The sequence below is a fragment of the Terriglobus roseus DSM 18391 genome (assembly GCF_000265425.1).
GTDB classification, from domain to species: domain Bacteria; phylum Acidobacteriota; class Terriglobia; order Terriglobales; family Acidobacteriaceae; genus Terriglobus; species Terriglobus roseus.
Genome location: NC_018014.1, coordinates 2,940,962 through 2,966,038 on the forward strand (window position 1 = coordinate 2,940,962; position 25,077 = coordinate 2,966,038).

The window sequence follows — 25,077 nt, forward strand, 5'->3', positions numbered from 1 at the left end:
CGTTCGTACGACGAAAGGTATCTTGCATGACAATTCCGGCAGCACGCGAGGCGGTTCTACGCCAGACCGCGGACACTCTTCTGACAGCGCGACGCACCGCCTCCCCGATTTCGGATCTTCCGGTCGCGCTGCACCCCGCAACAGAAGCTGAGGCATTCGCCGTTCAGGACGTCATGGCGGAAGCCTATCGTCCCGTCGCCGGCTACAAAGTCGGCGCGCGCAGTCCGGAGCATGAGCCTTTCTTCGCACCCATGCCCGCCGCATGGATGGGCGAGAACGGAGCGCTCTTCCGCGGCGAGAATCACCGCCTGCGTGGCGTTGAAGCAGAGATCTGCTTCCGCATCGGCACTGCGCTGCCACCACGCGCACTTCCTTACACGCGCGATGAAGTTGTCGCCGCCATCGGAAGCTGCCATCCGGCAATCGAGATCCTCGAATCGGCGTACAACGATCCAACATCTGTCTCCCGCGAATGTATGCTGGCCGACCTCCAGATGCACGGCGGCTTTGTTGCCGGTCCTGCAGTCCCCAATTGGCAGACGATCGATTGGTCGCAGGAGCAGGTCACGCTCTCTGCCGACGGCGCCGTCCGCGTGGAGAACACCGGCTCAAACCCCGGTGGCAGCGACCTCATCCGCCTCCTTGTCTATCTGGCAAACGAAGGCGCCACCCGCACCGGCGGCCTCAAGCATGGCGACTGGATTACGACCGGCAGTTGGACCGGCGTTACCTGGACCTCGCACGGCACGGAAGTGGTCGCGAACTTCAGCCACGCAGGCCGCGTCAGCCTGCAATTTGCCTCGGAGAAGCTGTAAGCCATGCAGACCATTGAATTCAAGACGCCGCTTACGCCCGCTGACGAACAGATCCTCACACCGGACGCCGTCAACTTCCTGACGGCACTCCACCGTAACTTCAACGCCCGCCGGCTCGAGCCTGCTGCAGGCCCGCATCGCTCGCCAGGCGCACTTGGACGCAGGCGAACGCCCTGACTTCCTGCCGGAGACCGCCAGCATTCGCAGTGCCGCTTGGCGCTGCGCACCGATCCCTGCTGACCTCCAGGACCGTCGCGTCGAGATCACCGGGCCTGTCGAACGCAAGATGGTGATCAACGCGCTGAACAGCGGTGCGAAGGTCTTCATGGCGGACTTTGAAGACTCCACCACACCCACCTGGACCAACCTCCTCGAAGGTCAGGCAAACCTGCGGGACGCCGTCCGCCGCACCATCACCTTCGAAGCCCCGGAGACGGGCAAAAGCTACAAGCTCAACGAGAAGACAGCAGTGCTCTTCGTACGGCCGCGCGGCTGGCATCTGCCGGAACAGCACATGATCGTGGATGGCGAGCCGATGAGCGGCTCCCTCTTCGATTTCGGCCTCTACCTCTTTCACAACGCGACAGAGCTGCTTGCACGCGGCTCCGGACCGTACTTCTACCTACCCAAGATGGAATCGCATCTGGAAGCGCGGCTGTGGAACGACGCCATCGTCTTCGCGCAGAACTACATCGGCGTGCCGCAAGGCTCCGTCCGCGCAACCGTGCTGATCGAGACCATCCTCGCGACCTTCGAAATGGACGAGATCCTCTATGAACTGCGCGACCACTCGGCCGGCCTCAACTGCGGTCGCTGGGACTACATCTTCTCGTTCATCAAGAAGCTCGCCGCAGACAAGACCATCCTCCTGCCGGATCGCGGACAGGTCACCATGGCGACCCATTTCATGCGGTCGTACTCGAAGCTCGCCATCAAGACCTGTCACCACCGCGAAATCAGCGCCATGGGCGGCATGAGCGCCTTCATCCCCATCAAGAGCGATCCCGAGGCAAACGAACGCGCTCTCGCGCAGGTCCGCGCCGACAAGGAGCGCGAAGCAGGCGACGGACACGACGGCACATGGGTCGCGCATCCCGGCCTCGTACCCATCGCCATGGAGGTCTTCGACCGCCTGATGCCGGGACCAAACCAGATCGATAAGAAGCTCGACGACTACACCGCAACCGCGACGGACCTGCTCCAGATCCCGACCGGCCAGATCACCGAGGCCGGTCTTCGTCAAAACGTGGCGGTCGGTCTGGGCTACGTCGAAGCTTGGCTGCGCGGCATCGGCTGTGTCCCTCTCTTCAACCTGATGGAGGATGCCGCGACCGCAGAGATCAGCCGCGCCCAGCTCTGGCAATGGGTCCACCATGGCGCTGTGCTGGCCGACGGCCGCGCCGTCACGGCAGATCTGGTCGACAGCGTCATTGACGACGAACTGAGCAAGACCAGGTCAGCCGTAGACGCGAAGCGCTTTGCAGCCTACGAACGCGCCGCGCTCATGATGCGCGACCTCGTTCGCAGTGACCGCTTCACGGACTTCCTGACGCTGCCCGCGTACGAATCGGTCCTCAAAGAAGGTCTGGCGTAGCGGGTGCCCCACGTCTCGATTCTGAGACGTGGGATCGGCGACCTCCGAAGCTTCGTGAAAGCAACGCCCCAAAAATCGGAACGTCGGGCACCGGAACTATTGGCCACTCAGTCAATCATCAGTCAGTAACGGCATTGACATCGTCGTGCCCGCGAGACATCCTGCCAGTGCCCCGCAAGAATCACACCAAAGCACACAGGGAGCACGCATCGTTATGGCTCGTCCTTATTGGTCAGGCACCATCCAGATCTCGCTCGTCTCGTTCGCGGTAAAGTTCTTCGTCGCGACCGAAGCAAAGAGTCAGATTCGCTTTCACCAGATCAGCCGCTCCACCGGCGAACGCGTCCGTCACCAGAAGGTGCTCGCATCGTCTCTCGAGGAGAACGACGGCGGTGGTGAAGAAGAGACTCAGGCTTCGGCGACCGTCGGCAAAGACGACATCGTCAAGGGATACGAGTACACCAAGGGCCAGTACGTCATGATCGAGCCCAGCGAGATCGCGAACCTCCGCGTCCCGTCGAAGCACGCCATCTCCATCGAACAATTCGTCGATGAGAGCGAGATCGATCCCGCATACTTTGAAAAGCCATACTTTGTGGCGCCCGATGGCGACGCACAGGCCGAAGCCTTTGCCGTAGTCCGCGAAGCCATGGGCAAAGCCGGCAAGGTTGGCATCGGCAAGATCGCCTTCGCCGGTCGCGAACACGTCGTCGCCATCATGGCCAGCAAAGACGACGAGGGCCGCGGCCTGATGGCCTACACGATGCGCTATCAGGAAGAACTGCGCAATCCGAACGAGTACTTCGCTAGCATTCCGAAAGTCGAGATCGAAGAAGACCAGCTCGAACTGGCACAGCAACTCATCAAGAAGAAGACCGCAAAGTTCGATCCGAAGCGCTACAAGGATGGCTACGAGATCGCGCTCAAGGAACTCGTCGACGCGAAGGTCCACAACGAGCCTATCCCTGTTGATGAGCCGGCCCCGAAACGCGCCAAGGTCGTCAACCTGATGGATGCCCTGCGTAGCAGCCTTGCGGGCAAGTCCGACTCTGAGGACGAGACGGACGCACCGCCGCCCGGAACGAAGAAGACCGCCGCAAAGACGGAAACGAAGAAGTCCTCGAAGAAGAGCACCGTAACGGAGATGCCGCGCCGCGACCACGTCGCTCCGGAACGCAAGAAGGCATCCGCCAGTGTCAAACCGGCAAAGTCCGCTCCCAAGCATAAGTCCGCATAGCGTGTCGACCACTACACACAGGGTGCGACTTCGGTCGCACCTTGCTTTTTCTGTGCAGCGGCGCATCATAAACTCCCATGGCAAAGGCAAAGAAGGCCTCGACTTCCGCAGCATCCAGCGCAGGCGACGCTGTCGATGAACAACTCGCACGCTATCGCTCCATGCGCGACTTTAAGGTCACAGCAGAGCCAAGCGGCGGGACAAAATCGAAGAAGCCCGAAGCGCTTCCCTTTGTCATACAGAAGCACGCAGCAACGCGCCTCCACTACGACTTCCGCCTGGGTTGGAACGGCGTCCTGAAGAGCTGGGCAGTCGCCAAGGGTCCCAGCTACAACGTGCATGACCGGCGACTGGCCGTGCAGGTAGAAGACCATCCCATGGAGTACGGCGGCTTCGAAGGCATCATCCCTCGCGGCCAATACGGTGGGGGCACCGTCATGGTGTGGGACCAGGGAACTTGGGAGCCGCACGTCGACGTGGATGAGGGTCTGCGCAAAGGCTCACTCAAGTTCGGCATCAACGGCACCAAGATGCACGGCAACTGGACCCTCGTCCGCATGGGCGGCAAGGCCGCGCAGGAAGGCAAGCCCAACTGGCTGCTGATCAAGGAGCACGACGACTTCGAGCGCGGCCCCGACGATCCCTGCATCACGGAAGAGATGCCCAACTCAGCCGTCACCGGCCGCACACTCGAAGAGATCGCCACAGCCAGCACGCACGTGTGGAACAGCAAGGAGACCGCCGGCGAGGGCCCTGCCTGGTACCGGGATCGTGCACGTGATGCCGACGCGGCCTCGACCAGCGACAAAGCAGCCAGCAAGCCTGCAGCGAAGCCCTCCGCTAAGACCACAAGTAAGGCATCACCGAAACAGGCAAAGTCTCCTCCAGTAGTTCCCGCACAAATCGAAAAGCTGCCGCAAGAGAAGCTGCCAGACTTCTTGAAGCCACAGCTCGCAGGAGAGACAACCGCACCGCCCGCGGGCGACGAATGGGTGCACGAACTCAAACTCGACGGCTACCGGGTGCAGGCACGCAAACACGGTAACAACGTGGAACTCTACACACGCAGCGGCCTCGACTGGACGCACCGAATGAAGCCCATCGCTGAAGCGGTTAAACAACTCGCAGTGGAGGATGCCATCCTCGACGGTGAAGTATGCGTTCTCGATGACAAAGGCCTCTCAAGCTTCGCGCGCCTGCAGGCCTCCTTTGAGAAGAACGAGAAGCACCCACTCACCTTCTTCGTCTTCGACCTGCTGCACCTCAACGGACACAACACACGCGCCCTGCCGCTGCGCGAACGCAAAGCCCTCTTGCATAGCTTAGTCACCGAGGACGGCGATGTCCGCATGAGCGAAGACATGATCGGCGATGGCACCAGGATCTTTCACGCTGCCTGCGAACTGCACGCCGAAGGCATCATCTCGAAACGCGCGGACGGCGCCTACACTCCAGGCCGAAGCGCACAGTGGGTCAAGTCAAAGTGCGTGCATGAGCAGGAGTTCGTCGTCGGCGGATGGGTTGACCTTTCCAACGGCACACGCGGCATCGGTTCCCTCTTACTCGGCTACTACGACGATGCAGGCAAGCTGATCTACGCCGGCCGCACCGGCACCGGCTTCACGCAGAAGATCCACAAGATGCTCCGCGACAAACTCGACGCCCTCGAGCAGAAGACGATGCCCTTCACCGCCATCAGCGCAGAAGGCCGCCGCGGTGCCCACTGGGTCAAGCCCGAACTCGTCGTACAGGTGCGCTTCTCCACGTGGACCGGGGACCAGCAGGTCCGACAGGCGTCGTATCAAGGCCTGCGCGAAGACAAGCCAGCAGACGAAGTACGCCGCGAGATCGGCCCACCCTCCGCAAAATACAAGCCTGTCGCAGCCAGCACAAAAGCCGATCCCGAGCCCAGCGCGTCCACTGAAGTCGTCCACAAGGCCAAGGCAAACAAAGTGGTCAGCATCAACGCAAAGAAGGACGCGAAGCCTACTAGCGCTCAGAAGAATGCAGCTGCAGCCACCACGCCAATGCCGGCAATCCGCCTGACTCACCCCGACAAAATAGTCGATCCCGAGAGCGGCATCACCAAGCAGCAACTCGCAGAGTTCCTATGGGCCGTCGCACCGCAGATGCTCCCACACATCGCCGACCGTCCACTCAGCCTCGTCCGCTGCCCAGAAGGCTCTTCGAACCAATGCTTCTACCAGAAGCACGTCAATCACATGCTGCCAAAAGGCGTCGGCTCCGTGATGGTCGCGGACAAGAAAGGCGGCGCACCCGAGCCCTACATCACGCTGAACGACGCGGAAGCACTCGCCGGGCTGGCGCAGATGTCTGTTCTTGAGATCCACCCGTGGGGCTCGCACAACGACCACCTCGAGGAGCCCGACCGCATCATCATCGACCTCGACCCCGACGAGAGCTTGCCCTGGTCCACCGTCTGCGAAGCCGCGCTGGAAGTGCGCAGCCTGCTCGACGCCATGAAGCTGAAAAGCTTCCTCAAGATCACAGGCGGCAAGGGCCTGCACGTATGTTTTCCCGTCACACCAGAGCACGACTTCTCGATCATCAAGGCTTGGACGCACGGCCTCGTGCAGGCAATGGAAACCGCCCGTCCTGAACTCTACTTGTCAAAAATGTCGAAGGCCGCACGCACCGGCAAGATCTATCTGGACTATCTGCGCAATGAACGTGGCGCCACCGCCGTGGCACCCTACAGCATGCGAGCCCGCACAGGACTACCAGTAAGCGTGCCGCTGGAGTGGGAAGAACTCGCCGGCAGCGAACGCCCGCGCTACACCGTCAAAGACTTCGCAACATGGCAGCATAGGCTGGCGAGAGACCCCTGGCAGGCCGTGCTCAAGGTGAAACAGACCATACCAAAGGATGCTCTGGAGCGCTTCGCCGGAAAGACGAAGCGCTCCTGAACGCGGTTACTTCGTAACGCCGAAGGTGAAGACCGTCATCGAATGGAAGGTCTGCCCCGGCTTGAGCAGCGTGCTCGGGAACGCCGGATGATTCGGCGAATCCGGGAAGTGCTGCGTCTCCAGGCAGAAGCCACCGCGACGGACGTACTTCGCACCGCCCGTGCCGGTGTTCACGCCGTCCTTCATCGAATTGCCCGTATAGAACTGGACGCCCGGCTCCGTGGTCGACACCGTCAGCGTGCGGCCCGACGTCGGCTCCGAGACAACGGCTGCCGTGCGCAGAACGCCCGACTTGCCGTTCAGAACCCAGTTATGGTCGTAACCGCCACCCAGCTTCAGCTGGTCGTTCTTCGTGTCGACGCGCTCGCCAATGGTGTGCGGCGTGCGGAAATCAAACGGCGTACCGGCAACCGGCGGCAGATCGCCCGTCGGGATCAAAACCGAATCGACCGGCGTGTAGCGGTCAGCATCGATCTGGACCTTGTGATTCACGATCGTCCCATTCCCCTCACCGCCCAGGTTGAAGTAGGAGTGGTTCGTCAGGTTCAGGACCGTCGCCTTCGTCGTCGTGGCGCTGTAAGCGATCTGCAACGCATGGCCCTTCAACGTATAGCGCACGTGAGCGGTCAGCTCACCGGGATAGCCCTGGTCTCCATCGGGCGATACCAGCGTCATCTCCACACCCTCGGGGATCACCTTTGCCGTCCACACACGCGCCGAGAAGCCGTCGGTCCCGCCATGCAGCGACTGGCCATTGTTGTTGATCGGCACGTGGAAGGTCTTGCCATCGATCGTGAACTGGCCCTTCGCAATGCGATTCCCGTAGCGACCAACCACGGCGCCAAAGTACGTTCCACCATCGTTGACGTACCCGTCAAGATTGGCCGCGCCCAGCACGACGTTCCCCACCTTGCCGTGGCTGTCGGGAGCCAGCACGCTCTGGATTCGAGCGCCGTAGGTGATGATCTTCACTTCCAGGCTGGCGTCTTTCAGCGTGTAGATGTCCACTGCTTTGCCGTCCTTCGTCGTCCCGAAGGCAGCCTTGGTTACCTGTGCTTCTAAGCTCATTCCAACCAATCCCAGCGCCAGCAGCGCAATCGCGTGTTTCATTGTCACAGTTCCCGCCTTCCAACGCCGCAATCGCGGCACCGGCGAAGTATAACCGGCCCGCTCAGCCACGCGCGAACGCAGACACTCCTACAAGCCGGCGCAACACGCTGTTGTGGTGGCCTTCACAAGGACCTATACTGTATGTAGTTCTTTGACAGCGCTGCAGTTATGCAACGCTCGAAGCTGCTCCACCAAGTGGGGGCGTCATGGTTTCGACGGGGTTGCTTGTGGCAGAGAGGCATGCCGGGGTGGGTACACCCGTAATCGCGCCCAAAACTATAAGTGCCGAACCTCAGTTCGCTCTTGCTGCTTAATTAGTTAAGTAGCCGATCGCTCAAGCTTCGCCTATGGGCCTGTACCGATCGTCGCACAGTAGGCTGGTCAAAGCTGTTCCGTCTGTACGGCAATGACGAGATCGATCAGACTGGTCGCCGGCGCATCTTCGTCCGTTCTAAGTTCCGGTGACGAGACAAAAATGAACCAGGAAAAAGCATGAAAGCTCTCTGTCGTTGGTTTCTTCGGACGGGAGTTCGATTCTCCCCGCCTCCACCACCCATCTCAAAATACGGCAGCGCGCGTCGGCAAACGCCAATGGTTGAAGTTTCGACACACCCGTCGGAACGCCCTCTCGGCCCGATTACCTCCTGAGCGACATAGTCCCCTCCAGATTCCCGACGACCTTTCCGTCGGAAGGATCCGCATGCGCGCTGCGCGAGCTCAACGTCACTTCCCTTCGTCAGCTGTCGATCTCGTTGAACGAGATGAGTAACCGGACGCTCAGTCGCCGACCAAGACCGACGAATCACCGGCGCGGTTTGGGCAGGTTTCCCACTATATAGGTTTTGTGCTATCCGGCCGACCGAAGGCCAATGGAATCCTCCCGGACAGAGACCCCCTGCCCGACAGATAGAGTCACGCATCTGCTGCGCCTCGATCAAAAGATGCTGTCAATCCGCGGCTATTCCCACGTTGGGCTCTTCTCCTCAAAGCTGGGTGTTGAAGTTACTAGACTTGAAATCCATGAAATCTCTTTGGTAGCGCACGTGCCACGTGAAGTTATTGAGGCTATCTCCCACGTCGATTGGGCGGCACCGCCGCGGAGTCCTTTCATAAAGTGCATAGCTCTTTGCAGACATTGGTTAAGTCGTTGCACACTGCAGCTCGTTTCACTGTCGCCAACTTCGCTTTTCGGAGCATCCTCATGAAGAAACCAGGGGTTGTAGTTTCGCTCATCCTGACGTTGGCTCTCGTTACTGCGCTGCCCCTTTCCGCGAAGGTGGTCGACACAGCCAATGAAGCGCAGGGAGAATTGGCAGGCAGGCTAAAGAAGGTGAATGAGGCCGGAATTTCCGTAACCACGGTAAGCGATCTGGCATCGTCGGTCAGCGTCGAAGCCGTGCTGCTTCCCTACAGCGTCACCAAACGCACCTTTGGCAGAGAACTGGCGGATAAGTACGCGGCAGTCTCACTCATCGTATCCAATCGAGACCCCAGGCAGAGTGTAATCCTGCACAGCGTCTTTCTCGATTACAGTAAGTGGCTCTTTAGCGGCATCTTTGCTGGCATGACCGACAAAGCGCGCGTGGAGACGACGGCCTGGCAAGCACAGACCAACCCATCACAGGTAGCCAGTGCTGAAGTGCGCACGGTACGCACCGACTTCCAGGACGCACAACTGTGGAGCGCCCGAAACTGGGCCATCCACATCGCCACAGCCGTTGGCGCCACTGCTGGCGGCCTCGCCTACTCCACGGCAAGCGACCTCTTCTCACCCAGCGTGACAGCTTTCAGCAGTTACGTAGTTCCTGCCATAGGTGCTATCTGGCCGGATAACTCTCAGACCCAACTAAACCTCTTGAATGACATCGGTTTCCGGACAAATCATGTCATCGCCGCCAAGTCGGCGGACATCGTGGTGGCATTCTTTCCCTTGGACAGATTCCTCACGCCCAGTCTTCAGAAAATATACAAACAAGCACCGGCAGCATTCTTTAACCCCGCCGAACTTTTACTTGAGAAAGACAGAAAAAAAGGCCCTGGCCTGCTCATGAAACAACTGGAGGAGTTGGGCATCTTCGAGCCGGTCGCCTGCGTGACCGGGGATAAAGAAAAGCCCTCCGTGCGGTGCGCTATGTTCAATTCCGTGATGGAGTATGAACGGCATTATGCAGAACTGAAAAAGAAATCTCCGGAAAGTAAAAACCTGAATCCTTGCGGCCAGCCGGGCGAACCACCCGCTTTTTGCTACGCCGTCGACATGCTGAACAGGGTCAGCTTGAACACAATTCGGTTAGTCGTGGGCGGCGTGATGACCATCGACGCAGCCTCCGTCCCAGCGACGATCTCATCGGTAAACCTGAACGCAGGAACTCTGGCCGATGACTGGAAAGCCTCAAAGACATTGACAGGCTCTCTAATGGGAACCTTCTTGTCGGGCGCAGCGCTTTCCGTGACAAGCCCCGGTCCAGGTGGCACCACAACCTCTCCATTCAGCGCCATCACCATTGATCCGGCATCCACTGATTCCATCATGACCTATAAGGCCACCGTTGGCTCATCAGACCTGGCATCCGGCGCGAAGCTAAGCTTTGTCGTCTCCAAAACCGCGCAGGACAACACGACCACCACCAGCACCCCTTACATCTACACCCTCCCCGATCCCGCCCTTAGCTTCGACAGCGCCAACTGGGCCAAGGGCGGAAAGGTCAGCGGCTCGATCAAAGGCACAGGCCTCACAGGCGTCACGTTGCTCTCAGTCCAGGGCTCCGATGCAAACCAGCTTGCTGCAAATTTCGCCGTCGAAAATGACGCCAACAGCGACACCTCGCGGGCATTCACTCTGAATATCGTCAACACGGACGTACCTCACGGGACCGTGCTGACATTCACGCTCTCGAAGATGCACGCCGACAATACAGCAGTCACATTGCTCTACACAGTGCCCTAGCGGAAAGCGATTCAGGATCAAGGGAGGCGCAATGTTCAAATCATTCTGGAGTAGAAAGTCTCAAGAAACCCAACCACAGTCCTCATTGGTCCATCCCGAGGCAAACGCATCGGTGCGCGAGAGCAATCCACCTCCAACAGGGACACCCCCCGGTACGCCCGCTGCGAACGACTACATCTATCGCCTCGCCGAGACAATTTTGAAGTTCCCCCTCAAAGAGCAAAAGGAACTCAACCGTGCGGCTCAGCGTGACTTGGAGAGGTGCAAGACAAGATCCAGATCCGGATCCGGCTTGGCTCCGATCCTTGAACTTGCCCACTGCCTTGCAAAACGTCCGGAACTGCAATCGCGTGTCTCTCTACTGGTGAACTACACACCAAGCCGTTGGCTCGTGGAGAAAGAGATCGACGAGATCAAAAAACGCCGAGCTGCCGCAGATGCCCCAAAGCAAGATGGCCCAAAGCAAGATGACATCGACGCGAAGTCCGCCCCCTATCAGTGGATGCATCAAAACCGCGTCGCTGGCCTCTGTTTCTCCGGCGGTGGCATCCGGAGCGCCACCTTCAATCTCGGTCTTCTGCAGGGCATGGCAGCACAAGTCATTAACGGAAAATCAATCCTTGAAAATTTTGATTACCTTTCGACCGTATCTGGCGGGGGGTACATTCATCAGTGGTTTGCAGCATGGATCAAGCGTGAGACTGACTTCAAACAAGTAATTCACCATCTAATTCCGCTACCCGCGCCCCACTGCGACCCTCTCCATCCGGCCGCCCTGACATGGCTCCGGCGTTACTCCAGTTATCTCACCCCGGACAAGGGATTCTTCAAACAGGACACCTGGGTCGTCTTCGCAATCTGGCTCAGAAATACGTTCCTGAACCAACTGGTTCTTATCTCAAGCCTCCTGCTGTTGGTACTTGTACCGCACTTCTTTACATCGCGGAATTCAACCCGGCATCCCCAGTCCCACGACGCTTCACGATCAACATTGTTAGAGACCATGGATCTCCCCTTTCGCCACGTATGGCAGCCTCTCTGCACATTGACGTCCCGGTCCGATAAGTTCAACTTCAAGCTATCTGTGTGGTGGAAGTACATAAGAGGCGTAGTCACCCCACTATGCCACAGCGGAACGTTACTCGCCCTCGGCGCAATCATCCTGTTTGCGATCGGTGTCGCGACGACAGCGTTCTGGCTGAAGCGTGCACGGAATCATGCTGACTGCCAGGAAGAAAGCGGACCAGCCGAGGGCGGCGATGGAGAAAGCGGATCGGCGGAAGGCGGCCAGGGAGCAGCCCAGGCGATAGTTGCGTTCCTGTTGCTCTCAAGCCTGTGCGTAACAGGTTTCCTAAACAACGACCGAGCCTGGGAACAATCCAAGTTTGCACTTTCCTACGTGGTCTTCCTTCTGCTTTTCGTCGCAAACGCGACCGTTGTTCACGCAGGCGGCGCACAGCAGGCATTCGAAACACTGAACGCTTTCGATGAGTCGAACAGTGGTCTACGCCGGTTGTGGGTGAAAATCCAGGTCATTGGCGGCCTCATCCTCAGCCTGTCTGCAGTCGCCGCGGCAGGGGCCACAGCGTGGTTTCTCCTGATGACCTGGGCAGTCTTCTCCGGACTACCACTTCTCGCCGCAAAGTTTCACCTCTATGGCCACGGCTTTGATCCGTGGCGCCTCATCCTCGTTGCCGGCCCTCCACTCTTTCTAAGCGTGCCATTTTTCTCACAGGTACTTCTCGCCGGCCTCATCGGCAGGGACTTCGCAGACTGGCTTAGGGAGTGGCTCGCCAGCATCCGTGCATGGAGCTTCATCATCGGTGTGACATGGGCTGCGTGGTTCGGAGCATCCCTCCTCACTAGACCTCTGCTCTTGGCGATCTGGGATAGCACGCCCCACGGTCGTCCGTCGGCGTTGATCGGATGGGTTCTGACGACCTTTGGCAGCGTCTTAGCGGCCAAGAGCCCCAAGACACAGGGAGAAACCACCGGGACCAGCAGCAGCGTAAAGGCGCTCAACCTTCTCGCAGTCGTAGGCCCTTATGTCTTCGTCACAGGGCTGATGCTCCTGCTCGCATGGGCCGTCGACAAAGCGCTTAGCCTCTCACTTACTCACCCCCACCTCTATCCTTGTCTCGTTATCGGCGGACTTCTTTCCGTCTTTTGCTTGTTCGGTTGGCGAGTCGACATCAACGAATTCTCAATGCACACCTTCTACCGCAACCGGCTGACTCGTTGTTATCTCGGAGCGACAAATCGGAAACGTAAGCCAGACCCTTTGACCGGGTTTGACGAAGGAGACACAAAGGACACCGTGCTCTCCACCTTTCGTGTCGATAAGTACAAAGGACCGTTTCCAATCTTCTGCTCAACCTTGAACTTGACCTTCGGGGAAGATCTAGCCTGGCAGCAAAGAAAGGCGGCATCCTTCATATTCACGCCGCTCTATTCCGGCTACCACGTAGGTTGGACAACTGGCATAAAAAAACATGTCCTCAGCTACAACGGCTACGTCCCAACCCGTACATTCGCCTACCCCAATGGCGGCATCAACATGGCGACTGCAGTAGCGATCTCCGGCGCCGCAGTCAGCCCGAACTGGGGTTACCACACCAGCCCTGCCACTGCCTTCTTGATGACCATGTTTAACGTTCGCCTGGGCTGGTGGTTACGCAATCCCCGCACATCGAAATACGCTGGGCAGGCGTGCTCTTCGACGCAGTTGTTTGATGCGGACGAAACACCGTCGCCACGTTTCCCTGCAGGATCTCTCATCAATGAGTTACGAGGCTCCGTGACGGACTCATCAGACTTCGTCTATCTCACCGACGGTGGTCACTTTGAAAACATGGGTCTTTATGAACTCATACGAAGGCGCTGCCGCTTCGTCGTCGTCTGCGACGCAGAGGAGGATCATGCCTTCACCTTCGGAGGTATAGGAAATGCGATCCAGCGTTGCCGCATCGACTTCGGCGTCGAGATCGACCTCAACTTAGGAAACCTACGGCCGCAGATGGATCCACAGCTCGGATATCCCGTCAGCAAATGTCACTTTGTATCTGGAACCGTGAGATATCCCGAACGCATGGACGACGAAGCCCCGATAACCGGTCGCATCCTTTACATCAAAGCCTCGCTCACCGGGCAGACCCCGCAATTCAAAAAAGCAAACTCCGGCGCCATCACCAACCTGCCGGGCGAGTCGGGCGACCTCCTGAAGCAGCGACTTGGCAATGCAGCTTTCCCTAACGACTCAACGGCCAATCAGTGGTTCGATGAGGAGACTTTCGAAAGCTATCGCCGGCTCGGCATACACATCGCAGAAGAAATCGAACGCTGCGGTCAATGGACGCCAAATCTGCCGTAGGCTGACGTGCAGAAATACTTGGCTTTACACGTGGCAACCGCGACCGAAAGCGCTGCACAGTCCAGCGCTTTCCGGCCCTTCGTCAGAGACCGCAACGTCGGACATTGACCCGCCGCTTACCTGATTCGTTCGACCGCCTGGAACATCCAATCACTGTGTATCGTCCCAAAACAACGGGCGTGAGAAGGAGTTTCATTGGCTCAGAAAACGGCTCTCGTAGTAGGCTCGACCGGTATCGTTGGCCTCAATCTCGCAACCCACCTTGCGGATCAGGACTGGGCGGTCTACGGTCTGGCGCGTAAGGCGGTTAGCTCCGTAGGCATCCATGCCGTCCCTGCTGATCTACTCGACCCCTCCGCACTCGCAACGGCGCTCAAAGACATCAAACCCACCCACGTTTACACCACCACGTGGATGCGTCAGCCGACTGAAGCCGAGAACATCCGCGTAAACAGCACCATGGTCCGCAACCTTCTCGAAGCGGTTTCGAAGTCCAACTCCGTAGAGCACGTCGGTCTCGTCACCGGCCTGAAACACTACCTTGGACCGTTTGAAGCGTATGGCAAAGGAAAGCTTCCCGCGACGCCGTTCCGCGAAGAACAGGGCCGCCTGGACATCGAGAATTTCTACTATGCGCAGGAGGACGAGGTCTTTGCAGCAGCGAAGCGGCAAGGCTTCGGCTGGAGCGTCCATCGCCCGCACACAATCATCGGCTACGCAGTCGGCAACGCCATGAACATGGGCGTAACCCTCGCTGCCTACGCCTCCATCTGCCGCGAAACCGGACGCCCGTTTATCTTCCCAGGATCTGCCGCGCAGTGGAATGGCCTGACCGACATGACAGACGCCCGCCTGCTTGCGCGCCAGCTGTCATGGGCAGGAACAACGCCTGCCGCACGCGACCAGGCCTTTAACGTCGTCAACGGAGACGTCTTCCGTTGGAGCTGGATGTGGCAGCGCATCGCCGACTGGTTCGGTATCGAAGCCGCCCCTTTCCCTGACCAGATCACTCCCCTCGAAGCTCAACTCGCCAACGCGGCACCCATTTGGTCCGAGATAGCAGCGAAGTACCAGCTGAACGAGCCCAAGTTAGATACGCTGATTTCTCCATGGCACACCGACGCCGACCTTGGCCGGCCGATCGAAGTCATGACCGATATGAGCAAGAGCCGCAAGATGGGCTTCCTCGACTATCAGGCCACGGACGACAGCTTCTTCGACCTCTTCACCCGCCTCCGGGAGGCGCAGCTCATCCCGTAAAGCAAATCCTCGCAAATCGCACAGAAGCATCGGGCCTGATCGCAAACAACGATCAGGCCCGACCTTCATGCAAAATGCAGATAAACTTGAACTACGCCCGGGTGGTGAAATGGCAGACACAGCGGACTTAAAATCCGCAGACCTTAACGGTCGTGCCGGTTCGAGTCCGGCCCCGGGCACCAATCACTTCAGGAACCCAGCTAGCTGCCGCCGTAAAGCTGCCGATACATCTCGCGATTGCGCAGGATGCTTTGCACGTATTCGCGAGTCTCTGTGTACGGAATGGACTCCACAAACTCAGGCAGATCCTTGTAGTTGTTCTCGCCCATCCAGTTCCGGATCGGCACATCGCCTGCGTTGTAGGCCGCCAGCGCATACTCCGGCGTGCCATTGAATCGGTCCAACACCTGCCGAAGGTTTGCCGTGCCCAGCCGCAGATTGATGGACGGATTCAACAACTGCGCCGGCGCAAATTTCCCCATCCCAATCCGCTTCGCTTGCTGTTTCCCCACAGCCGGCAGCAACTGCATCAGACCCATCGCATTCGCACGCGAAATAGCACCGGGGTTAAATTCACTCTCCTGCCGGATCAGCGACGCTACCAGGTAGGGGTCCAGCCCCTGGGCCTGCGCACTCGCAGTCAGATCGCTCCAGTAGGGCCTCGGAAACAGCAGTTGCCAGTATTGTGTCGGAACCTCACTGACGGGCAGCGTGTACAGGCCACTGCCGCCGCGCTTCACCGCCTGAAGTGCGCGAACATTCTCGCCAAAGCTCGTCCAGATCTCCGCCTCTGCCAGCGATCCCCACTGAGACGCCGTGCCGCTCGCCTGGATCTCCGGCGCAATAAACTCGTTCAACGCAGCGTTGGCCAGCAGGCGGGCCTTGATCAGGTGCGGATCGTTCTCCGGCAGTGCAGCCACCAGCGTCGGCGCGGGAGGTGTGCGTACACTCGACAGCGCTACAGCCGGTTCTACCGCTGCCTGCGGCCCCATCAGCTTCAATCGCTGACGCGCCAGGTTCGCATAGTAGTAATTGCGATAGGTATTCGAAAGTGCCGTATAAAAATTCGCCGCCTGCGAAAAGTTACGCTCAGGGTCTTCGTACAAACGTCCCCGCCAGTAGAGCGCGTTTGGCGCCTCCTGGCTCATGGGATACTTCACCACCTGCTCTTCCATCAGCCGCGCGGCTTCCGCGTAGTTACGCAGCCGATAGTTCAGCCAGGCGGAACGCCAGTGCGCTGACGGCGCATACGTGCTGTTTGGGAACAGTTCGAACAATTTCGAATAGTGCTCGATTGCCTGCGTGGAGTTCCGTTTCAGCAGGTACATATTGCCGCCGGAGTACAAAGCTTCTTCAAGCCAGCGGCTGTGCGGAAACCGCTGCTCCATCTGCGTCAGGATGGCGGTGTGTCCGGCCTGGTCGCCCTCTGTCCGCGAAATCTCCGCGAGCATATAAAGCTTCAGTGCGGCACTATCATCGCCCGTATCCGGCAGCCGCTCTGCATCATGACGCGAAAGGCGTTTCAACCGCAGATCGCAAACGGCAGCATAGATCGCCAGTGCATCACGGTCCGCCTGCGACAGCGTGCTGTCGTTCTTCTGAATGGAGTCGTACTCGGACCCTGCATCCGCATAACGCTTTGCGTTAAACAGCGCATCGGCATGCAGCTTCCGCTCACCGGCAGTCGGGCCGGCGTTCATCGCCTGCAATGCTGTACGGGACTGCGCGGCCTCCGGTGAAAACGGCAGGCGAACATAAATCTGTCGATAGATCGCCGCAGCCGCGTTCGTATCGCCCGCCATCTGGTGCGCCCGGGCCTCCGCAAACAGGTAGTCGGCGCTCTGCGCCTTGGACTGGCCCATCAGTGTCGCCAGTGATCGCAGGGCGCCCGTTGCATCGTTCGCCACAAGATACGCGTTCGCCAGGGTCACAGGCGCGCTCGGAATGAAGATGCTACCGGGATACTTCTGCGCGAAGTTGTTCAGCAGATTCGCGGCCGTGGACGTGTCGTGATTGTTCAGCGCAGCCTGTGCACCCAGGTATTCCGCGTAATCGCGCAAGGCCGTACCCTGCGCCGCAGCAGAGCGGTACGCGTTAACCGCTTCGCCATAACGACGATCCGCCGCATAAGCGTGTCCCATCGAAAGGTAAGCGGCAGCAGCGCCCTCACCAGGATGGGCCGCCGCATAGTTCTCAACACCTGCAAATGCCGCCGCAGACCGTGAAGATGCAAGCTGCTGTGCCATCGGCCGCAGCGTAGACGACGCCGTGAACGCCGAACTCAAGCTACGACTCTGTGCCGTCGGAACCGACTCAACCTGAGTCGTGCGAGCGTGCGGTCCACCACGCAAGGCAGCCGGTGCAGCCTTGCCTCCCCTGCTTCGGACTGAGGTGGACCGAGTTGAAGCTGACCTTGCCGAAGCCGAGCGTGATGGAGCAGCTGCGTGCCGTCCCCCACCCGATGCACGAGCAGCCGATGCCCCACGCGAGGCTGTGGCAACCTTGCCATGAGCTGCCGTCGCGCGCGCAGCAGGCTTCTTCGCCGCGGTATGTTTCTGGGGAGCAGCCAGCGTCGCCAGCGGCAGCAACAACGCCGATACGGCCAGAACAGATACGGGGTAAAGGATGTGCTTCACGTCTCCACTCTAGGATGCAGAAACGCCCTTCGCACTGTTCAGGGCAGATTTCCGCGAACCACACTTGATTACGACGTCTCACATCGCCCTCCGTCGCAACCAATGTCCACGGAATGCAGCAGATGGCGTTGCTCTCCCTCACCGCCGGAAGTACACTGCAACTAGCAGATGCCACCCGTCGTCGAACAGCCCGGAGTAGAAGAGGTCACCCCGACGTAGCGTTGGTAGACGCTGCGCGCCACGGCGACACAGCCGCCTTCGAAAAACTGGTGCGCCAGTATGACCGCCAGATCTTTCGCGTCGCCCAGCACATCACCCAGAATCGCGAAGACGCCGAAGACATCACTCAGGACGTCTTCATGAAGGCGTACGGCAAGCTGGATCAGTTCCAGGGGCAACAGCAAGTTCTCCACTTGGCTCACCCGCATCGCGGTCAATGAGAGCCTGATGCGCCTGCGCAAGCGCAAAACCAGTCGCACCGTCTCTATGGATCAGGATGTTCAGACTGAAGAGGGTTCGATCCCTCGCGATTTCGCCGATTGGACACCCGACCCTGAGCAGCAGTACGGTACTTCCGAGCTGGGAGAGATCCTGCAGAAGACAATTGCAGGCTTGTCGCCAGGATTTCGCACCGTTTTCACACTTCGAGACATCGAAAACCTGTCGACCGAAGAGACGGCAACAGCACTTGGTCTGAGTGTGCCGGCTGTAAAGTCAAGATTGCTTCGTGCACGGCTCCAGCTTCGCGAAAGGCTGAGCCGCTACATGAAGCGTAAGGACGGGAGCATCAAGCCGTGACCTGCACCGAGTTTCTTGCGCAGATGACCGATTACTTCGACGGCGACGTCGAGCCTCAGCTCCTGGAGGAGATCCAGTCGCACCTGTGCGAATGCCACCACTGCGAGATTCTCGTCGACACTACCCGAAAGACCATCCGTGTCTATCGTGACCATCAGGTCTACGACCTGACCGATGAAGTGCGCGAGCGAACGGTCGCACGCATCATGGCTGCCTGTACCACCCCTAGAGCCTAGACACACCTTTGTAGCGGGCCGGCGCGACGAAACAGCCTCAACGCAGCTCCACGCCTGAAGGCTAGTCGGATCGCCGCTAGGTGTTGGGTCGCAGAGTGTTCATCCGCCTGCGATGGCTTTCGACGCCCCCAGAAGCGACTCGATTCCCGGAAACAGGAAAGGGCCGGACGCATACGCGTCCGGCCCTTCCTGAAGACCTGTCTACTTGACGACTTGCTGAAACAGCGGCGAGTTCAACAGATCCGAGAACTGGCCCTCGCTTGACGCATAAGACACCTGAAGCGTACCCGCGCTCGAGTCCACCTGCGTCTCAGTCATCGCAGTCTTCTCCATCGTGCTGCCCTGCACTTGCTTCATCAGGACAACGCCCTTCATCAGCGCTGCAGCAGTCGCAGCAGTCATCGTGTCGCTCATGACGACAGCCATGTTGAAGTGGATGCCGTTCGCAAAGTCAAGAGTATAGCGGGAACTTCTCATCCGGTTCTTTACGCTGTCATAGTCCGTCAGCGCCGCCGCCTCGCCTAACACGGAACGCATCATCGTCTGCGTTCCCTTCTGATCCAGCAGGCTCCAGATGGCACGTGAATCCACAACATTCATCTCGTTCATCATGTCGCCGTTCTGCAACATGTTCTCCGTGATGCCATCCCGCGAATCCAGCCCCGCACGGACCGCTGAAGCATCACCAAAGATCATCGTCGTCTGGTTCAGAAACACAACGCTCATGCCCGCAGCACCCATCGGGTAGATATTGTAGTTGCGCAGCACCAGCGGCTTCGTCTTGTTCTTGGCAAACGTGCCAAGGATCGAAGCAGTGTTGAACTGTCCCTGTGCGATGCCAACCGTATGTACCTGCTGCCCGGTGCGGAAGGCAGCAAAGGCCAACGTATCGGCGTCGCGATCGACCTTCATACCGCTGTTGCGCAAGGCGGTCTCAAGACGTGTGAGTTCCGGCGGCATGATGCGTGCCTTCAGGTTCATCGCTGCAGACGAACCCTGCATCGCGCGATAGTCCACCACGATCAACTGCTGCACGTCCTTCGGGATTGCGGCCTTGGCGTCACTGCTCAACTGCGACGCCCGCGCGCCGCCAACCGCCAGCAGACCAACCACACCCAACAGAACCGCACGTGCTGCAATCTTCATCACTATCTTGCCTCCGAAACTTACTCACTGCGATTTTAGACGTCTGCGGCGACTGAATCGTCAGGCCAATTCATCGGCGATTCAAGTCGGTGCTCCAAAATCTTGTCTTCTGGCTGAAATTCAGGCACCTGCTGCAACCAAAGTGGTAGGCCATCGCCCGTCTGCGAGAGGCATGCAGCCTTCGGCACCAGGCCAATCACCTCGCCATCCCCCACATCTGCACCATGCAAACGTGCCAGGCGGCAGACCGATGCATGCACATCAGCAACAGGCGTCGTGCGGAAGTCCGTGATGTTCATGCTGACCTGCGCCCGCCCATCCACGAGCACGCCCATCGCCTTCACACCGAACATCCCGCCATTGGAAGCGCGCAGATCCTTCGCAATCGCGCGCGCCGCGTGCAGATCGCCCTTCTCCAGATAGATGTTGTAAGCAATCAGGAACTGCCGCGCACCCACCGCGCTCGCACCAGCAGTCGGGTGCAGTTCCGTCGATCCGACATCCGGGTGCCGACCTGAGTCCGACCGAACATCCCGCTGCAGCCCTTCAAACTGGCCTCGACGAACATCCTCCAGCCGTATGCGATCCGGCCGGCGCGCAGCCGCCTCATAAAAGTAAACAGGCACGCCAAAACGCTTCCAGATCTCAATCCCGGCATGGTGCGCCAGCACGGCACACTGTCCCAGCGAGTAATTCGAAACCGGCACAAATGGCACCACGTCCGCAGCGCCAATGCGCGGATGCACACCATGCTGGCCGGTAAGGTCGATTAACTGCGCGGCCCGGCCCACCGCACGAATCGCCGCCTCGGCCACGGCATCGGGCGCGCCTGCTACCGTCACCACGCTTCGGTTATGCGCGGGGTCCATAGACCAGTCCAGCAGACTGACCCCGTACACCCGCATCGCCCGCACAATCTCGCGAACAACACGTTCATCTCGTCCCTCTGAAAAGTTGGGGACGCACTCGACAATAGGTTCAGCCATCACAGCAACATCACAGTCCGTCTTGCGTTACTTCCACCAGCTATACCCAAGCGAAAACTGAACACTTGCGTTCACGCCTGGATTACGATCGCCCAGGCTAGCCGACGAGATATGGATGCCATTCGCACCCAGATCCAGCGACTGCTTCGGCTTCACAAAATAATGCACGCCAATGCCACCCTGCGGCGTGAAGTTCCAAACGCTCGCGCCCGATCCCGGACCAGAGTTCACCAGGTTTACTTCCCCCTGACCGTACGCGGGATACTTATGGTTCGTCCAGAGCACGCCACCAGCGGCCTGCCACCCACGGCATGATGCGCTTGCCATGCGTGAAGTTCCACCGCAGGATGATCGGCGTAATCGACACACCGTGATACGTGCCGCCAACCGTATAGGGCCCCGCGCAGTCCAGCACAATCGGATTCGGCGTCGCGACGCAGTTGTAACGCTGAAACTTCGGCGTGTTCGACTGCCAGTACGGGAAGATCTCACCTGCGTACTCAAAATTGCCACGCAGGACGCCCTTGCCGTAAACAGGCGTCAGCACCTTGCCCACGTGCGCACCGGCCATGAAGAACTTGAAGCCGTCGCGATTCTGAGTGAAGCCTTTGCCGCCCTGGAACAGGACACCATACTCCCACGGCGTACCGCTTGTGACTGCCTGTACTGGCGCCTCCTGCGGCATCATCTGCGCATGGCCTTGAGCGCCAGTGACCATCGCAAACATCGCAGTCGCTACCCCAAACAACTTCCGCATCCGCCCTCGCTCTTCCTGCAAAGCAAAGCCGCCGAAGCCCGGCGGCCTGCTGTTTCCTGCAACCTGTTCCCTGCGATTATGCGGGAACCTGCGACTCGTCCATATCGAAGTTGCTGTAAAGATTCTGCGTATCATCCAGGTCTTCCAGCACCTCCAGCAGACGCATCATCGCATTGGCCTGCGAACCTTCCAGCTTCTGGTACGTCGACGGCACCATCGTGATCTCAGCATGTTCCGGCTTGAAGCCAGCCTTGGTCACGGCATCCCGAACGGCCTCGAAGTCCTTCGGCGTGGTGTAGATCTCCCAGTGATCGCCTTCTTCACTCAGGTCGTCTGCGCCCGCATCCAGCACGATCTCGGTGATCTTGTCCTCGTCCGCACCTTCCTTCGGAACGACGATAACGCCCTTCTTCGTGAAGATGTAACCCACCGAACCCGACTCACCCAGGTTGCCGCCATTCTTGCTGAAGGCATGGCGAATCTCGCTGACCGCGCGATTGCGGTTGTCCGTCAGCACTTCGATGATCACCGCGACGCCGCCAGGACCGTAGCCCTCATACGTGATCTCTTCGTAGCTCAGGCCTTCCAGTTCGCCCGTGCCTCGCTGAATCGCGCGCTTGATGTTGTCTGCCGGCATATTCTCGGCCTTGGCGGCCAGAATGGCCGTGCGAAGGCGCGGATTGCCGTCCGGGTCGCCGCCGCCCTGCTTGGCTGCAACCGTAATTTCCTTGATCAGGCGCGTGAACACCTTGCCGCGCTTGGCGTCCGCAGCGCCCTTCTTATGCTTGATGGTTGCCCATTTTGAGTGGCCTGACATCGACTGAAACCCCGCACTTTCTTTGGTTCTAAGCTGACAGCAAAGACTGCCCGCAACCAACGAAGTATAGCAAGCCGGGGCCTTCCCGTTCGACCCAGTGATGCGACCACGGAACCGGGCGCCCCACCTCTCGCTTTTGAGACGTGGGTTCTATCGCCGAGACAACGCGGCTCACCCTCAGAACCGCGTCACACAACACTCACTTGGCCGAGTCCAGCACCATCTGCAGATTCAGTGGCCCCGTCACCATCTTCAGATTCCCTGCCGCATCCACCGGCCACTCCGCCTGCGGACGATCCCAGTAAAGCTCCACGCCATTTCCATCCGGATCCGCAAGATAGATCGCCTCGCTCACACCGTGGTCGGAGGCACCCTGCAGCGGTACATTCGCCGCGATCAGCCGCCTCAGCGCATCGCCAAGCTCCGCACGCGTCGGATACAGGATCGCCAGGTGATACAGACCGGTCGTGCCAGGTGCCGGCGGCTTGCCACCAAGGCTCTCCCACGTGTTCAGGCCAATGTGATGGTGATAGCCACCCGCCGACAGAAACGCGGCACTGTTGCCGAACTTCTGCGTCACCGCAAAGCCAAGCACGCCACTGTAGAACGCAATCGCACGATCAAGATCCGCCACCTTCAGGTGCACATGACCAATGCGTACGCCGCTGCCAATAGGATTCGTCATCCCTATTCGATGTTTCGATATCGAATCAGTCGCACGAACCGCATGTCTACGGCATCTCTGGCGCGAACAACTCCTCGTACGTCTCACGACGCCGCACCAGCCGTGCCCCGGTCGATTCCACCAGCACCTCCGCTGGTCGCAGACGCGTGTTGTAGTTCGAACTCAGCGACAGCCCGTAAGCACCCGCATCCAGAACAGCAAGCAGATCGCCGTCCTCGGAGACAGGCAGCGTCCGCGCCCGCGCAAAGAAATCGCCGCTCTCGCATACGGGACCGACAATGTCGGCTTCCTCGTCCAGCGAGCCCTCGCGCGTCACCACCGGCACAATCTCGTGATGCGCCTGGTACAAAGCAGGACGGATCAGATCGTTCATGCCCGCATCGACAATGACAAACTTCTTGTCGCCATTCTGCTTGCGATAGAGCACGCGCGTGATCAGCGCGCCCGCCTGTCCCACCAGGAAGCGACCTGGCTCCAGCAGCAGATGTACGTCCATCGATCCCAACGCACTCTTCAGTGCGGCGGCATAGTGCGCGACCTGTTCGGCTGCGTCAAAATCCTTGTCCGCATACTCGATCCCAAGCCCGCCACCCGCATCCACATAACGAATCTGGTGGCCGTCACTCCGCAACTCCGCCACCAGTGCAAGCGTCTTTGCCAGCGCCTCGGCAAACGGCTCCACCTGCCGGATCTGCGAACCGATATGGACGCTGACGCCCGTCGTCTCGATCGACGGCATCGCCGCAGCCCGCGTGTACACGGCTCGCGCCAGCTTGATGCCGATGCCAAACTTGTGCGCGCTCAGCCCGGTCGAAATGTACGGATGCGTCTCCGCACTCACATCAGGATTCACACGCAGAGCAATACGCGCCCGCTTGCCCTTCGCCGCAGCACGCGCCGCCAGCAACTCTAGCTCTGGCTCGCTCTCCACGTTGAACTGGAGAATCTCCGCATCCAGCGCCTCGTCCATCTCGGCAGCGGTCTTGCCCACGCCAGAGAACACAACGCGACTCGCCACATCACGCCCACCGGCGGCCAGCACCCGCGCCAGTTCCCCACCGCTCACAATGTCGAAGCCGCAGCCCTGCGCGGCCAGCATCTTCAGGATCGCCAGCGACGAGTTCGCCTTCACCGCGTAACAAACGGTGTGAGACACGCCAGCAAAGGCCGTCTGAAACAGCCCGGCCCGCTCGGCAATCTGGTTTGCGGAATATACGTACAGCGGCGTGCCGAACTGCTCGGCAAGCTCCGCCACATCAACGCCGTCGCACTTGAGCCGCGCGTCGGCATACACAAAAGGCCGTCCCTGATTCATCCCATCCAGACTATCTGAACGGAGCAGACCTCAGTCGTACAACACAGGCTAGCCGAGTTTTTGACACGCATCACAAGCAGGGTCGCGGCAACGCCTTCCCCCAGGACACCGACTAAACAGATGGCGGCGGCGCGGGCGGATTTGTCGGCGGATAGTCTGCCGGCGGATAACCCACAGGCGGAGGCGGATAAGTTCCCGCATAAGGCAAAGCAAGCGGCTCTTCCGGAATCACGACCCAGCAGATCACGTAAGCCAGCAAACCGCCGCCGCCAAAGAACACCAGCAGCACCAGCGCAAGCCGTGTCAGCGTCAGATCCCAGCCATAGGCGCGGGCGAAAGCCGCGCAGACACCCGCGATCTTGCGGTCATAACGGGGACGAAGCAGTGGTCCATTCATAACGAAATCTCCTCCTGCCGATGCACAGCATTCTTGCACACGCT

21 protein-coding genes, 1 tRNA gene and 1 other RNA gene are annotated in these 25,077 nt (G+C 59.4%); 13 read left to right on the forward strand and 10 right to left on the reverse strand.

Annotation, left to right across the window (positions count from 1 at the left end):
• Window positions 1-26 precede the first annotated feature (26 nt).
• The 5 genes from TERRO_RS12070 to ligD all read left to right on the forward strand — a co-directional run bounded on the left by TERRO_RS12070 (window position 27) and on the right by ligD (window position 6,573).
• Entirely contained in the window at window positions 27-815 is a 789-nt protein-coding gene (locus TERRO_RS12070; protein WP_014785938.1) for a 2-keto-4-pentenoate hydratase, read from the forward strand.
• A 3-nt stretch (window positions 816-818) separates the two neighbouring features.
• Complete coding sequence (locus tag TERRO_RS23660) at window positions 819-992, forward strand: hypothetical protein (RefSeq protein WP_245536078.1); 174 nt, start codon at window positions 819-821, stop codon at window positions 990-992.
• The gene (gene aceB, locus TERRO_RS12075) at window positions 952-2,409 is read left to right on the forward strand and encodes a malate synthase A (protein ID WP_342612583.1); all 1,458 of its coding nucleotides are present in this window, start codon (window positions 952-954) and stop codon (window positions 2,407-2,409) included. The genes TERRO_RS23660 and aceB overlap by 41 nt, the downstream gene beginning before the upstream one ends.
• A 214-nt stretch (window positions 2,410-2,623) precedes the next feature.
• Window positions 2,624-3,646, forward strand: coding sequence for a non-homologous end joining protein Ku (gene ku, locus TERRO_RS12080; protein WP_014785940.1), 1,023 nt, complete (start codon window positions 2,624-2,626; stop codon window positions 3,644-3,646).
• A gap of 77 nt (window positions 3,647-3,723) precedes the next feature.
• The gene (gene ligD / locus TERRO_RS12085; protein WP_014786166.1) at window positions 3,724-6,573 is read left to right on the forward strand and encodes a DNA ligase D; all 2,850 of its coding nucleotides are present in this window, start codon (window positions 3,724-3,726) and stop codon (window positions 6,571-6,573) included.
• Window positions 6,574-6,579: 6 nt separating this feature from the next.
• On the opposite strand, the gene TERRO_RS12090 is transcribed toward ligD, so the two are convergent.
• Window positions 6,580-7,683, reverse strand: a complete 1,104-nt coding sequence (locus TERRO_RS12090) for an aldose epimerase family protein (RefSeq protein WP_014785941.1) — start codon at window positions 7,681-7,683, stop codon at window positions 6,580-6,582.
• 197 nt (window positions 7,684-7,880) lie between these two features.
• Between TERRO_RS12090 and ssrA the strand changes: the two genes are divergently transcribed.
• The 5 genes from ssrA (at window position 7,881) to TERRO_RS12110 (ending at window position 15,442) form a co-directional block, all read left to right on the forward strand.
• Window positions 7,881-8,235: a transfer-messenger RNA gene (ssrA, locus tag TERRO_RS22700) on the forward strand.
• 649 nt (window positions 8,236-8,884) lie between these two features.
• Window positions 8,885-10,630, forward strand: a complete 1,746-nt coding sequence (locus TERRO_RS12095; RefSeq protein WP_014785942.1) for a hypothetical protein — start codon at window positions 8,885-8,887, stop codon at window positions 10,628-10,630.
• Window positions 10,631-10,661: 31 nt separating this feature from the next.
• Window positions 10,662-14,000, forward strand: coding sequence for an apolipoprotein N-acyltransferase (locus TERRO_RS22095; protein ID WP_014786167.1), 3,339 nt, complete (start codon window positions 10,662-10,664; stop codon window positions 13,998-14,000).
• 195 nt (window positions 14,001-14,195) lie between these two features.
• On the forward strand, window positions 14,196-15,260 hold the full coding sequence (locus tag TERRO_RS12105) for an SDR family oxidoreductase (RefSeq protein WP_014785944.1): 1,065 nt from the start codon (window positions 14,196-14,198) through the stop codon (window positions 15,258-15,260).
• Between the two features lie 95 nt (window positions 15,261-15,355).
• Window positions 15,356-15,442, forward strand: a tRNA-Leu gene (locus TERRO_RS12110).
• Window positions 15,443-15,460: 18 nt separating this feature from the next.
• Here the strand turns inward: TERRO_RS12110 and TERRO_RS12115 are convergent.
• A complete protein-coding gene (locus tag TERRO_RS12115) occupies window positions 15,461-17,506 on the reverse strand; it encodes a lytic transglycosylase domain-containing protein (protein ID WP_086011967.1) in 2,046 nt (681 codons plus the stop codon).
• A 512-nt stretch (window positions 17,507-18,018) separates the two neighbouring features.
• On the opposite strand from TERRO_RS12115, the gene TERRO_RS23925 reads away from it, so the two are divergent.
• Genes TERRO_RS23925 through TERRO_RS12125 form a run of 3 tightly spaced genes read left to right on the forward strand, consistent with a single transcriptional unit; the run spans window position 18,019 to window position 18,930 of the window.
• Window positions 18,019-18,336, forward strand: coding sequence for an RNA polymerase sigma factor (locus TERRO_RS23925; RefSeq protein ID WP_425358502.1), 318 nt, complete (start codon window positions 18,019-18,021; stop codon window positions 18,334-18,336).
• 7 nt (window positions 18,337-18,343) lie between these two features.
• Window positions 18,344-18,694: a sigma-70 family RNA polymerase sigma factor gene (locus TERRO_RS23930; protein WP_425358492.1), complete on the forward strand. Its 351-nt coding sequence runs from the start codon at window positions 18,344-18,346 to the stop codon at window positions 18,692-18,694.
• The gene (locus TERRO_RS12125) at window positions 18,691-18,930 is read left to right on the forward strand and encodes an anti-sigma factor family protein (RefSeq protein ID WP_014785947.1); all 240 of its coding nucleotides are present in this window, start codon (window positions 18,691-18,693) and stop codon (window positions 18,928-18,930) included. The genes TERRO_RS23930 and TERRO_RS12125 overlap by 4 nt, the downstream gene beginning before the upstream one ends.
• A gap of 201 nt (window positions 18,931-19,131) precedes the next feature.
• Here the strand turns inward: TERRO_RS12125 and TERRO_RS12130 are convergent, their stop codons facing one another.
• The 8 genes from TERRO_RS12130 to TERRO_RS12160 all read right to left on the reverse strand — a co-directional run bounded on the left by TERRO_RS12130 (window position 19,132) and on the right by TERRO_RS12160 (window position 25,033).
• Window positions 19,132-20,076, reverse strand: a complete 945-nt coding sequence (locus tag TERRO_RS12130) for a hypothetical protein (protein WP_014785948.1) — start codon at window positions 20,074-20,076, stop codon at window positions 19,132-19,134.
• A 35-nt stretch (window positions 20,077-20,111) separates the two neighbouring features.
• Complete coding sequence (gene ftcD, locus TERRO_RS12135; RefSeq protein WP_014785949.1) at window positions 20,112-21,062, reverse strand: glutamate formimidoyltransferase; 951 nt, start codon at window positions 21,060-21,062, stop codon at window positions 20,112-20,114.
• Between the two features lie 27 nt (window positions 21,063-21,089).
• Complete coding sequence (locus tag TERRO_RS23665) at window positions 21,090-21,347, reverse strand: acyloxyacyl hydrolase (protein ID WP_245536080.1); 258 nt, start codon at window positions 21,345-21,347, stop codon at window positions 21,090-21,092.
• Window positions 21,328-21,819: a hypothetical protein gene (locus TERRO_RS12140; protein ID WP_245536081.1), complete on the reverse strand. Its 492-nt coding sequence runs from the start codon at window positions 21,817-21,819 to the stop codon at window positions 21,328-21,330. Before TERRO_RS12140 ends, TERRO_RS23665 begins: the two co-directional genes overlap by 20 nt.
• 76 nt (window positions 21,820-21,895) lie before the next feature.
• Window positions 21,896-22,636 carry a YebC/PmpR family DNA-binding transcriptional regulator gene (locus tag TERRO_RS12145; protein WP_014785951.1) on the reverse strand — a complete coding sequence of 247 codons (741 nt, stop codon included), beginning with the start codon at window positions 22,634-22,636 and terminating at the stop codon, window positions 21,896-21,898.
• Between the two features lie 199 nt (window positions 22,637-22,835).
• Window positions 22,836-23,321, reverse strand: a complete 486-nt coding sequence (locus TERRO_RS12150; protein ID WP_014785952.1) for a VOC family protein — start codon at window positions 23,319-23,321, stop codon at window positions 22,836-22,838.
• A 46-nt stretch (window positions 23,322-23,367) separates the two neighbouring features.
• Window positions 23,368-24,636: a diaminopimelate decarboxylase gene (lysA, locus tag TERRO_RS12155; RefSeq protein WP_014785953.1), complete on the reverse strand. Its 1,269-nt coding sequence runs from the start codon at window positions 24,634-24,636 to the stop codon at window positions 23,368-23,370.
• Between the two features lie 112 nt (window positions 24,637-24,748).
• Window positions 24,749-25,033, reverse strand: coding sequence for a PspC domain-containing protein (locus TERRO_RS12160; protein ID WP_014785954.1), 285 nt, complete (start codon window positions 25,031-25,033; stop codon window positions 24,749-24,751).
• Window positions 25,034-25,077: the final 44 nt, after the last annotated feature.